The sequence below is a fragment of the Lentzea sp. NPDC004789 genome (assembly GCF_053601075.1).
The window spans coordinates 754,063-765,585 of the sequence record NZ_JBSGBE010000001.1 but is presented as its reverse complement, the minus strand read 5'-3'; the positions used below and the strand labels follow the sequence as shown (position 1 = coordinate 765,585).

General features: G+C 69.8%; 11 protein-coding genes. All 11 read left to right on the top strand.

What is annotated here, in order from left to right; genetic code table 11:
- Positions 1-19 precede the first annotated feature (19 nt).
- Positions 20-865 (top strand): DUF4349 domain-containing protein, encoded by an 846-nt coding sequence (locus tag ACWEIJ_RS03805; RefSeq protein WP_449835625.1) that lies wholly within the window; start codon positions 20-22, stop codon positions 863-865.
- A gap of 400 nt (positions 866-1,265) precedes the next feature.
- Positions 1,266-2,831, top strand: a complete 1,566-nt coding sequence (locus ACWEIJ_RS03800; RefSeq protein WP_449835624.1) for an AMP-binding protein — start codon at positions 1,266-1,268, stop codon at positions 2,829-2,831.
- 118 nt (positions 2,832-2,949) lie between these two features.
- Complete coding sequence (locus tag ACWEIJ_RS03795) at positions 2,950-3,696, top strand: phosphoglyceromutase (protein ID WP_449835623.1); 747 nt, start codon at positions 2,950-2,952, stop codon at positions 3,694-3,696.
- Between the two features lie 187 nt (positions 3,697-3,883).
- Positions 3,884-5,053: a sensor histidine kinase gene (locus ACWEIJ_RS03790; protein WP_449835622.1), complete on the top strand. Its 1,170-nt coding sequence runs from the start codon at positions 3,884-3,886 to the stop codon at positions 5,051-5,053.
- Complete coding sequence (locus tag ACWEIJ_RS03785; RefSeq protein WP_053737067.1) at positions 5,050-5,730, top strand: response regulator transcription factor; 681 nt, start codon at positions 5,050-5,052, stop codon at positions 5,728-5,730. The genes ACWEIJ_RS03790 and ACWEIJ_RS03785 overlap by 4 nt, the downstream gene beginning before the upstream one ends.
- A 27-nt stretch (positions 5,731-5,757) precedes the next feature.
- Positions 5,758-6,738, top strand: coding sequence for a Ppx/GppA phosphatase family protein (locus ACWEIJ_RS03780; RefSeq protein ID WP_449835621.1), 981 nt, complete (start codon positions 5,758-5,760; stop codon positions 6,736-6,738).
- Positions 6,738-8,102, top strand: a complete 1,365-nt coding sequence (locus ACWEIJ_RS03775) for a hypothetical protein (RefSeq protein WP_449835620.1) — start codon at positions 6,738-6,740, stop codon at positions 8,100-8,102. The genes ACWEIJ_RS03780 and ACWEIJ_RS03775 overlap by 1 nt, the downstream gene beginning before the upstream one ends.
- The gene (locus ACWEIJ_RS03770) at positions 8,099-8,944 is read left to right on the top strand and encodes a sugar phosphate isomerase/epimerase family protein (protein WP_449835619.1); all 846 of its coding nucleotides are present in this window, start codon (positions 8,099-8,101) and stop codon (positions 8,942-8,944) included. Before ACWEIJ_RS03775 ends, ACWEIJ_RS03770 begins: the two co-directional genes overlap by 4 nt.
- A gap of 51 nt (positions 8,945-8,995) precedes the next feature.
- Positions 8,996-9,892 carry a proline dehydrogenase family protein gene (locus ACWEIJ_RS03765; RefSeq protein ID WP_449835618.1) on the top strand — a complete coding sequence of 299 codons (897 nt, stop codon included), beginning with the start codon at positions 8,996-8,998 and terminating at the stop codon, positions 9,890-9,892.
- Positions 9,889-10,671 (top strand): thioesterase family protein, encoded by a 783-nt coding sequence (locus ACWEIJ_RS03760; RefSeq protein ID WP_449835617.1) that lies wholly within the window; start codon positions 9,889-9,891, stop codon positions 10,669-10,671. The genes ACWEIJ_RS03765 and ACWEIJ_RS03760 overlap by 4 nt, the downstream gene beginning before the upstream one ends.
- Before the next feature lie 23 nt (positions 10,672-10,694).
- Positions 10,695-11,504, top strand: a complete 810-nt coding sequence (gene proC / locus ACWEIJ_RS03755; protein ID WP_449835616.1) for a pyrroline-5-carboxylate reductase — start codon at positions 10,695-10,697, stop codon at positions 11,502-11,504.
- Positions 11,505-11,523: the final 19 nt, after the last annotated feature.

The following is an 11,523-nucleotide window of genomic DNA, read 5'->3' as shown; positions in this document are numbered from 1 at the left end:
CCGGAACCGTCCGATGGGCATGGGCAGACCAGCGCTGTGGGTGGGAGTCGTGTTGCTGACCCTGGTTTCCGCGGGGTGCAGCAACAACAGTTCGGGTACGGCGAGCATGGACGCCGCCGCACCGCAGGCAGCGGACCAGAAGGTGGCGCCGCAGGAGAAGCCGGAGCCGGCGGGCGTGCAGCCGGTGCAGCAGCCGGACCGTCAGCTGGTGCGCACGGCCACCGTGGACCTGCGTGCCGACGACGTGCGGGCGGCCGTGGGGAAGATCAAGGACCGCGTCGCGGCCGTCGGCGGGTTCGCCGGGCAGGAGAACACGACGTCGACCTACGCGTCGGTGACCCTGCGTGTGCCCGCGGCCGAGCTGGACCACGTCGTGGGCAACCTCGACAAGCAGGTCGGCGAGGTCACGCGGAGCGAGCTGCGCAGTGAGGACGTCACCGACCAGCTGGTCGACGTCGACGCGCGGATCGCGACGCAGAAGGCCAGCGTGGACCGGTTGCGGGCGCTGTTCGAGCGGGCCGGGACGACGTCCGAGATCGCGCAGGTCGAGAGCGAGCTGACCAAGCGGCAGAGCGAGCTCGAGTCCATGCAGCGGCGCAGCGAGTCGCTGAAGGGGAAGGTCGCGATGGCGACGCTGACCGTGCAGGTCAGCACCGTTCCGATCGCGCCTGCAGAGCCGGAGAAGGCCGGCTTCGGCGGTGCTTTCCTCGCCGGGTGGCACGCGATGCTCACACTCCTGCGGTGGATCACCGTGGCACTCGGCGCTCTCCTGCCGTTCGTGCTGGTGCTCGCGCTGCCCGCGGCGGCGGTGATCTACGTGCTGCGTCGCCGGAAGCGTGTCACTCGAACGAACGAGGCAGCCTGATCAGCTTCTACCGAGAGTGATCCTTTTTGATGCGCGGAACGGCTCGGGAGAGAGGGGGAGTCGCATCGAGCCGTCCCGCGTCAAAGGTCCCCGCTGCAGTGGATCCGTGGACGGGGGGAGCCTCCGGATCCCAAGCGGGCCACGCGATCCGACGGGGGATGACGAACCGCGCAAAGGTGCCTCGCGCTCGTCGAGTAAGCGTGGGAGCCGACTCGCGGAGGCGGTATCAACTTGTCAGATACATCATTGCGTTCACAAGTGCTTGTATTACTCCATTCGAGTGTATTTAGACGCGCTAAGTAACGTATCTGTAGCGATCGAGCAGTCCTTGACCTGTTCAGTGGGCTGGCTCACGATGAGCCCACAGGCTGGGTGTACAGCGAGTGAATGAGGTCGCCGCATGGTCTTTCGCAGTCCGTTCCCCGATGTCGAGATCCCTGATGTGTCGCTGCACCAGCTGTTGTTCGGCGACATCGCCGACCGGGCGGACCGCGTTGCGTTGATCGACGGCATGTCCGGCGCCTCGCTCACGTACGGCCAGCTCGCCGGCGCGATCGACCGCCTGGCCGCCGCACTCGCCGCGCGCGGCATCGGCAAGGGCGACGTGGTCGGCATCCTCAGCCCCAACACGCCCTACTACGCCGTCGTCTTCCACGGCATCCTCCGCGCGGGCGCCACCGCCACCACCATCAACGCCCTCTACACGCCGGACGAGGTCGCGCACCAGCTGCACGACGCGGGCGCGAAGATGCTGTTCACGGTGTCCGTGCTGCTGCCGAACGCCGCCCCCGGCGCCGCGAAGGCCGGCGTGACCGACGTCGTCGTGCTGGACCAGGCCGAGGGCTACCCGTCGTTGAGCGAACTGCTCGCCAATGACTTCGAGGTGCCTTCGGTCGAGATCAACCCGGCCGAGGACCTCGCCGTGCTGCCGTACTCGTCCGGCACGACCGCCCTGCCCAAGGGCGTGATGCTCACGCACCGCAACCTGGTCGCGAACCTCGTGCAGTGCGGCCCGATCCTGTCCGACGTCGGCCCGCACACCCGAATCCTCGCCGTGCTGCCGTTCTTCCACATCTACGGCATGCAGGTGCTGATGAACAACGGCCTGTACATCGGCGGTGTCGTCGTGACGCTGCCGAAGTTCGAGCTGCCCGAGTTCCTTCGCGTGATCGCCGAGCACAAGACCGACCGCGTCTACATCGCCCCACCGGTCGCCGTCGCACTCGCCAAGCACCCGATCGTCGACAACTACGACCTGTCCGCGATGAAGATGCTCTTCTCCGGCGCCGCCCCGCTGGACGAGGACCTCGCCGACGCGGTGAAGAAGCGCATCGGCTGCAAGGTCGCGCAGGGCTACGGCATGACCGAGATGTCGCCGGTCAGCCACGCCATCCCGGACGGCCGTGAGGACATCTCCATCGGCACCGTCGGCGTGATCATCCCCAACCTCGAATGCCGCCTGGTCGACCCCGCCACCGGTGCCGACGTCGGCGTGGGCGAACGCGGCGAACTGTGGTGCAAGGGCCCGAACATCATGAAGGGCTACCTGAACAACCCGGAGGCCACCGCCGCCACCATCGACGAGGACGGCTGGCTGCACACCGGCGACGTGGCCGTCATCGACGCCGACGGCATCGTCTCGATCGTCGACCGCGTCAAGGAACTGATCAAGTACAAGGGCTACCAGGTCCCGCCGGCCGAGCTCGAAGCCGTCCTGCTGACCCACGACGAGATCGCCGACGCCGCGGTCATCGGCGTGCGCGACGCGGACGGCGAGGAGATCCCGAAGGCCTTCGTGGTGCTGCAGCCCGGGTCGTCTCTGGACGCCGGCGCCGTGATGGAGTTCGTGGCCGCGCACGTGGCGCCGCACAAGAAGGTGCGCGTGGTGGAGTTCATCGAGGCGATCCCGAAGTCGGCCTCCGGCAAGATCCTGCGCAAGGACCTGAGGGCCCGCGAACAGGCCTGAGCTGTTTCTCCAGTGAGGCCCCGGCAGGATGCTGCCGGGGCCTCACCGCGTTCCAAGGCGTGGATAGCGGTGCCCCGCCCGGGTACGGCGGGAGGTGCGGCATGGCAGGCTAGCTGCCATGTCTGTCGGAACCTTGGTGCTGCTCCGCCACGGCGAGAGCACGTGGAACGCGGAGAACCTGTTCACCGGATGGGTGGACGTTCCCCTGTCGGAGAAGGGCGAGCAGGAGGCGCGCCGCGGCGGCAAGCTGCTCAAAGAGGCCGGGCTGCTGCCGGAGATCCTCCACACCAGCCTCCTGCGCCGGGCGATCATGACCGCCAACCTGGCGCTCGACGCCGCCGACCGGCACTGGATCCCGGTCCGCCGCGACTGGCGTCTCAACGAGCGGCACTACGGCGCGTTGCAGGGCAAGAACAAGAAGCAGACGTTGGACACGTACGGCGAGGAGCAGTTCATGCTCTGGCGCCGGTCCTACGACACCCCGCCGCCGCCGATCGAGCCCGGCAGCGAGTTCAGCCAGGACACCGACCCGCGCTACGCGGAGCTGGGGCCGGACCTGCCGCTGACCGAGTGCCTCAAGGACGTCGTCGCGCGCATGCTGCCGTACTGGGACGAGGCGATCGTGCCCGACCTGCGCACCGGCAAGACCGTTCTCGTGGCCGCGCACGGCAACTCGCTGCGCGCGCTCGTGAAGCACCTCGACGGCATCTCGGACGAGGCCATCGCGGGGCTGAACATCCCGACCGGCATCCCGCTGCGCTACGACCTCGACGAGGACCTGAAGCCGCTCAAGCCGGGTGGCGAATACCTCGACCCCGACGCGGCGAAAGACGCCATCGCGGCCGTCGCGAACCAGGGTCGTTAACAACTCACGCGGGGGCCTTTCGTACTTTCTGAGAGTACGGGAGGTCCCCGCGTGCTTTTGTAGCATCACGATTGGGTGAACGGGGTCTGACCAGGGGCGGAACAACTGTCCACTGAGGTGTCGCGGGCGTCACGGTTCACGCTCACGTACTAGGCCAGGACACCGTAAAGATGCTTACCATTCGCCCGTGACCACAACGGGTTACCTCGCTGTGTCGATCGGCGTCGCGCTCATCGGCGTGATCGCCGGTTTCCTCATTGGCAGATTCACCGCTCCGCGGCACCCCCGCAAGCCGGAAGGCCTCACGGTCGCCGACCTCATGCAGCGGATCGTCCAGGACTCCCACGACGGCATCGTGGTGCTGAACCACTTCGGCGACGTCGTGCTGCACAACCCCCGTGCGGAAGAGCTCGGGGTCGTTCGCAACAACCGCGTCGACGACCGCGCGCGCAAGGCCGCGGAGGCCGTCCGCAACAGCAACGAGATCGTCTACGTCGACCTCTCGCCGCCCGAGGGGACCAAGGGACGGCAGCCCGCCGCGGTGCACGCCGAGGTCCGGTTGCTCACCGAGGGCTTCACGGTCGTGGACGCGAGCGACGAGTCCGAGGCCGTGCGGCTGGAGAAGACGCGCCGCGACTTCGTGGCCAACGTCAGCCACGAGCTCAAGACCCCGGTCGGCGCGCTGGCGCTGCTCGCGGAGGCCGTGCTGGACGCGAGCGACGACCAGGAGGAGGTCCGCCGCTTCAGCGCGAAGATCATGCAGGAGGCCACCCGCCTCGGCACGCTCGTCACCGAGCTGATCGCGCTGTCCCGCCTGCAGGGCGCGGAGAAGCTGCCGGAGCTGTCCGACACCGAGATCGACGTCGTGATCAACGAGGCGCTGTCGCGCTCGAAGCTCGCCGCCGAGTCGGTCAACATCTCGATCACCACCGACGAACCGAGCGGCTTCGTCGTGCCGGGCGACCGGTCGTTGCTGGTCACGGCGTTGACGAACCTGCTGGACAACGCTGTCGCGTACTCGCCGCCCGGCAGCCCGGTGAGCGTGAGCCGCCGGTTGGTGGACGGGCACGTCGAGATCGCCGTGACCGACCGCGGCATCGGCATCGCCGAGGACCAGCAGCAGCGCGTCTTCGAGCGGTTCTACCGCGTGGACAAGGCCCGATCGCGCGCGACCGGGGGCACCGGTCTCGGGCTCGCGATCGTCAAGCACGTCGCCGCCAACCACGGTGGCGAGGTGAAGCTGTGGAGCCTGCCGGGAACGGGGTCCACCTTCACGCTGCGGCTGCCGGCCGCGGCGACCGAACCCAACCCGACCCTCGTCCCCACCGGCGCGGGTGACACTGGAGGAGAGCTGTGACCAGGGTGCTCATCGTGGAGGACGAGGAGTCCTTCGCCGATCCGCTCGCCTTCCTGCTGCGCAAGGAGGGGTTCACCGCGGCGCTCGCGGCCACCGGTCAGGAGGCGCTGGAGGAGTTCGACCGCAACGGTGCCGACATCGTGCTGCTCGACCTCATGCTGCCCGGCATGAGCGGCACCGACGTCTGCAAGCAGCTGCGCCAGCGCTCCGCCGTGCCGGTGATCATGGTGACCGCGCGCGACAGTGAGATCGACAAGGTCGTGGGCCTGGAACTGGGCGCCGACGACTACGTCACCAAGCCCTACTCGGCCCGCGAGCTCATCGCCCGCATCCGCGCGGTGCTGCGCCGCGGCGGAGAGTCCGAGGACCTGCTGCCGCAGATCCTCGAGGCCGGTCCGGTGCGGATGGACGTGGAACGCCACGTCGTCACGGTCGGCGGTCAGGACATCAGCCTGCCGCTCAAGGAGTTCGACCTCCTCGAGTACCTGCTGCGCAACGTCGGCCGCGTGCTCACCCGCGGACAGCTGATCGACCGCGTGTGGGGCGCCGACTACGTCGGTGACACGAAGACGCTGGACGTGCACGTCAAGCGGCTGCGGTCGAAGATCGAACCCGACCCGTCGGCACCGCGGCACCTGGTGACCGTGAGGGGTCTCGGTTACAAGTTCGAGTCCTGACGGACACGACCAGGTACCGTTTCCGGCGTGCGCCTGGGCGTTCTCGACGTGGGTTCCAACACCGTCCACCTTCTGGTGGTGGACGCGCATCGTGGTGCCCACCCCATTCCGATGACGTCCGAGAAGACGATCCTGCGCCTGGCCGAGCAGCTCGACGACAAGGGGCAGCTCACCAAGGCCGGCGCTGACCAGCTGGTCCGCGCGGTGGCCGGCGCGAAGGCGTCGGCCCGCAAGTCCGGTTGCGAGGACCTGATGGCCTTCGCGACCTCGGCGGTGCGCGAGGCCGGCAACTCCGCCGAGGTGCTCGACCGGGTGCGCGGCGAGACCGGGGTGGATCTTCAGGTCCTGTCCGGCGAGGACGAGGCGCGGTACACGTTCCTCGCGGTCCGCCGCTGGTACGGCTGGTCCGCGGGCAAGCTGCTGTGCCTCGACATCGGCGGCGGCTCGCTCGAACTGGCGGTCGGTCGCGACGAGAACCCGGACATGGCGTTCTCCGTGCCGCTGGGCGCCGGCCGGTTGACGAGGACCCGCTTCAAGAAGGACCCGCCGCGGCGCTCGGAGGTCCGCGAGACCTCCGACTGGCTGGCCGAGCAGCTCGCGCCCGTCGCGCGGAAGCTGAAACGCGCCGGCGAACCCGATCGGGTGGTTGCCACCTCGAAGACGTTCCGGACACTGGCGCGGCTCACCGGGGCCGCGCCGTCGTCTGCCGGGCCCAGGGCACGCCGCGTGCTCACGGACGCGGGCCTGCGGCAGCTGATCGCGTTCATCTCCCGGATGTCGGCGCACGACCTGGCCGAACTGGAAGGCGTGAGCACGTCCAGAGCGCACCAGCTGGTCGCGGGCGCCCTGGTCGCGGAGGCGACGATGCGAGCCCTGTCACTCACGCAGCTGGAGATTTGCCCCTGGGCGCTCCGGGAGGGTGTCATCCTTCGGCGGCTGGACCACACTGATGGGACGGACCAGAGCGATACTGGACGTACTGGCCAGCACGGGGCACGGTGGAGTTGATGAGTCGAGAGAGCGGATCGGACCAGACGCAGCGCACAGTCGCTGAACTGCTCGCCCAGTACGGCGGCAGCTCAGAGGCTGCGCCACGTCGGCGACGCCGCCGCGCGGCCGATGACGAGGACGACGTCCAGCAGCCGGAGACCGCGCCCCAGACGATCATCGAGCGGGTCCTGTCCGACAGCGGCCGGTTGATGGCGATCCGCGACGACGACCAGCCCCAGCCGGGGCGCCGCGCGGCTCCCGAACCTCCGGCGGCACCTCCTGTCGCACCGCCGCCCGCAGCCGCCGAGCGCACCGCCTACCAGCCGAAACCACAGGTGGCGCCGCCCGTCGGGCCGCCGCAGGTGCGCAGACCCGGTCCACCACCCGCGACACCCCCGCCGCCCGCTGCCGCCGAGCAGACGCGGCAGGTGCCGCAGGTCCGCGACCAGCCGTCGCGCGCCGACCTGCCCCGCCAGGACGCCGTGCCCCCGCGTCCGGACCTGCCTCGTCCCGAGGCGCCCTCCCGCGCGGACATGCCACGTCCCGATCTGCCCCCGCGTGGTGACCTGCCGCGTCCCGAGGCGCCCTCGCGTCCGGAGATGCCGCGCCCCGACCTGACCTCGCGCCTGGACACCGGCGCCGGGCCCGCCCAGACGCGCACGAACATCACCCGGCCGCCCAAACCGGTGCCACCGTCGGTGCAGCTGCCGACGCCGGCCCCGAAGCCCGGCCTGCCTCCGCGCGAGGCGATGACCGAGCAGCTGCCGCGCATCCCGGCCAAGGCACCGGTGGACCAGATCGCTGCGCTCGAGACCGAGTCCGTGCTGATCGTGCCGCCGGCCCCGCCGAAGCTGCCGGAACCGCTGCCGAACAACCAGCCCGACGCCTGGTTCGGCGATGACGACGCGGACGTCCAGACCGACCTGTCCATGGCGCCGATGGAGTCGACCGCGGCCCACCCCGGCCCGTACGTGGACGACGACGACTCGCAGGAGTACGCCGTCTACCGGCCCGAGGACGACGATTACCTCGCGGACGAGGACGAGGAGGACGAGGTCCCCGCCGGTCTCGACGACGCCGACGAGGCGATGGACGAGCCGGAGGAGGAACCGTCCCGGTCGCCCGCCAAGGAATGGCTGATCATGATCGGCCAGCTCGCCGTCGGCGTGCTCGGCGGCGCGGCGCTGTGGCTCGCCTTCAACTTCCTGTGGCGCTCCGCACCCGCGGCGGCACTGGTCGTGGCGCTTGCGGTTACCGTGGGTCTGGTGTTGCTGGTTCGCAAGATCCGCCGAGCGGACGACCTCCAAACCACCGTCCTGGCCGTGCTCGTCGGCCTCATCGTCACCGTCTCACCAGCGGCGATGCTGCTGGTGAAGAGTTGACGGGCCGCATCCCGGTCGGGCTTTCCACGGCGTCGGTCTACCCGCAGCCCGCCGGAGCGGCGTTCGAGATCGCGTCCGAGCTGGGCTACGACGGTGTCGAGCTGATGGTGTGGGCCGATCCGGTGTCGCAGGACATCCGCGCCGTCGACCGGTTGTCGGGACGGACGGGCATGCCGGTCCTCGCCGTGCACGCGCCCTGCCTGCTGATCTCGCAACGGGTGTGGTCGCCGGACCCGATCGAGCGCCTGCGCAAGTCGGTGCGGGCCGCCGCGGAACTGGGCGCCCCGACCGTCGTGCTGCACCCGCCGTTCCGGTGGCAGCGCAAGTACGCGGACGGCTTCGCCGAGCTGGTCTCGTCGCTGGAGGACGAGAGCGGCATCGCGATCGCGGTGGAGAACATGTTCCCGGTCCGCCGCCCGTTGGGGCGCGGGCGTTCGGTGCAGATGACGGCGTTCAAGCCGTCCATCGATCCGACGGACGTGGGGCACCGCAACTACACGCTCGACCTGTCGCACTCGGCGGCCGCGCACATGGACGCGCTGGAGCTGGCCAAGCGGATGGGCGACGGGCTGCGGCACATCCACCTCGCCGACGGGTCCGGTGCGCCGAAGGACGAGCACATGGTGCCCGGACGCGGCACTCAGCCGTGCGCGGAGCTGTGCGAGATGCTGGCGCGCGGCGGGTTCGACGGGCAGGTCGTGCTGGAGGTCAACACCCGGCGGGCCCCGACCGCGGCGGCACGGCGGGAGATGCTGGCCGAGGCGTTGCTCTTCGCCCGGTTGCACCTGGACTGGCCGACCGAAGGCGGTTCCGGCAAGGGACGTTCGGCGCTGCCGCGCTGAGGTTGCGAGTCCGGCCACCGGTAAGTCGACTCGCGAGTTAGGGTTCGGGGTGTGAACCCGCTGCGAGCGTTGATCATGGCCGCGTCTCGCAACGAGACCGTGCGCCACCTCGTCGCCAACGCGCCCATCAGCCGTGACGTCGTGAAGCGCTTCGTCGCGGGCGAGACCACCGCGGACGCCGTCGAGGTGGTGCGCGGGCTCGGGCTGCCGGTGACGCTGGACTACCTCGGTGAGGACACCACCGACAAGCGCCAGGCGGAGAAGACCGTCCAGGCGTATCTGGAGCTCCTCGACGCGCTGCACGCCGCCGGGCTGGCCCAGAACGCAGAAGTGAGCGTCAAACTTTCGGCGGTCGGGCAGGCGCTCGACGAGTCGCTCGCCCTGACGAATGCCTCCCGCATCTGCGCCGCGGCCGAGCAGTGCGGCACGACCGTCACGCTCGACATGGAAGATCACACGACGACGGATTCCACGTTGCGGGTCCTGCACGAACTGCGGCGCACCTGGCCGTGGGTGGGCGCCGTGCTGCAGACCTACCTGCACCGGACGCTGGACGACTGCAAGCAGCTCGCGGGCCCCGGCAGCAGGGTGAGGCTGGTCAAGGGCGCCTACGCGGAGCCGCCGGAGGTGGCGATCCAGGATCCGCACGAAGTTGATCTGAACTACGTGCGCTGCCTCAACGTGCTCCTCGCGGGAGAGGGGTATCCGATGTTCGCGACGCACGACCCGAGGCTGATCGAGATCATCGGCGAGCGGGCTCGCTGGTATGACAAAACCGACTTCGAGTACCAGATGTTGTACGGCATCCGGCCCGACGAGCAGCGGCGTCTCGGCACTCGCGTTTATGTCCCCTACGGCGAGCAGTGGTACGGATATCTCATGCGGCGACTCGCGGAACGGCCTGCCAACGTGACCTTCTTCCTGCGTTCGCTGGCCAGCCGCTCATGACCTTCACCAAGTCCAGCGCCGTCCGGTCGCTCGGTGACGGAACCTTCACGGCGTCCCTGCCTGCCGAGTGGACCGTCGGCCCCAAGCCCCACGGCGGGTTCCTGCTCGCGGTGATGACCCGTGCCGCGGCCCAGGTCACCGACGCCGATCCGCTCGCGGTCTCGGCCCAGTTCCTGCGGGCACCCGAGGTCGGACCGGTGCTGGTCCGCACCGACATCCGCAAGGCTGGCCGGACCGCCACGGTGGTCGCCGTCCAGCTGGAGCAGCGCGGGCAGGTCTGCGTCGAGGCGTCGGTCACCACGGGACGGATTCCCGAGCACCGCGCCGACTACGCGAACCTGCCATCGATGCCCGCAGCGCCGCCACCCGGCGCGGTGGAGCTCGCGACGTTCCCGAGCGGCGGCATCTACAAGGTCGGCAGCCTGTGCGACCTGCGGGTGGACCGGGAGAGCGCGAGCTTCCTCGACCGGCGCACGGACGGACCGCTCACGCTCAAGCTGTGGGCGCGCCCGATCGACGAGCAGCCGGACCCGTACTTCGCGTTGCTCGCGGGTGACCTGTCGATGCCGGTGACGTTCAACCTCGGCCGCTTCGGCTGGTCGCCCACGGTGCAGCTGACCGCGTTGCTGCGGGCCAGGCCGGCGCCGGGGTGGCTGCGCCTGCACGTCACCTGCCAGGCGGTGCACGGGCAGTGGTTCGACGAGGACGCCACCGTGATCGACGCGGCCGGGCGGTTGGTGTGTCAGGCGAGGCAGCTGGCGCTGACACCTGCTGTCTGAGGGCGTTGTGTGAGACTTGACCGATGACGAAGATCGCGGTGCTCGGCGCGGGCAAGATCGGTGAGGCGCTGCTGTCCGGGCTTCTGCAGGGTGGCCGCGCGGCCACCGATCTGATGTTCACCGAGAAGCACGAGGCCCGTGCCCGCTCACTCACCGAGCAGTACGGGTTCGAGGCGGTCACGGTCGCGGGCGCGGCCGCGAAGGCCGACGTGCTGATCGTGGCGGTCAAGCCGCAGGACATCGAACCGTTGCTCACCGAGCTGAAGCCGGTGCTGCGCGCGGGCACGCTCATCGTCTCGCTGTGCGCGGGCCTGCCGACGGCGCTGTTCGAGCGCAGGCTGCCCGAGGGCACGCCGGTCGTGCGGGTCATGCCGAACACGCCGATGGTCGTCGGCGAGGCCATGAGCGCGGTCTCCGGCGGCTCCAACGCCACGCCAGAGCACCTCAAGGTCGTCGAGGAGCTCCTCTCGACCGTGGGCAAGGTCGCGGTCGTGCCGGAGTCGCAGCAGGACGCCGTGACGGCGTTGTCCGGCTCGGGCCCCGCCTACTTCTTCTTCCTGGTCGAGGCGATGATCGACGCGGGCATCCTGCTCGGCATCCCGCGCGACCTGGCCTCCACGTTGATCATCCAGTCGGCCGTGGGCGCCGCGACGATGCTGAACGAGGGCTCGTCGCACCCGGTCATCCTGCGCGAGGCGGTCACCTCGCCCGCCGGAACGACGATCATGGCGATCCGCGAGCTGGAGAAGCACGGCGTCCGCGCGGCCCTGCTGGCCGCCATCGAGTCGGCCCGCGACCGCTCCGTCGAACTGGGCCGTCAGCACGAGGACTGAGGGCACGCGGGGAGCTTTC

Excerpts from the sequence above, each read along its gene's own strand:
- ACWEIJ_RS03805 (WP_449835625.1), top strand. The coding sequence starts at position 20 with ATGGGCAGACCAGCGCTGTGGGTGGGAGTCGTGTTGCTGACCCTGGTT.
- ACWEIJ_RS03800 (WP_449835624.1), top strand. The coding sequence starts at position 1,266 with ATGGTCTTTCGCAGTCCGTTCCCCGATGTCGAGATCCCTGATGTGTCG.
- ACWEIJ_RS03795 (WP_449835623.1), top strand. The coding sequence starts at position 2,950 with ATGTCTGTCGGAACCTTGGTGCTGCTCCGCCACGGCGAGAGCACGTGG.
- ACWEIJ_RS03775 (WP_449835620.1), top strand. The coding sequence starts at position 6,738 with ATGAGTCGAGAGAGCGGATCGGACCAGACGCAGCGCACAGTCGCTGAA.
- ACWEIJ_RS03760 (WP_449835617.1), top strand. The coding sequence starts at position 9,889 with ATGACCTTCACCAAGTCCAGCGCCGTCCGGTCGCTCGGTGACGGAACC.
- proC (WP_449835616.1), top strand. The coding sequence starts at position 10,695 with ATGACGAAGATCGCGGTGCTCGGCGCGGGCAAGATCGGTGAGGCGCTG.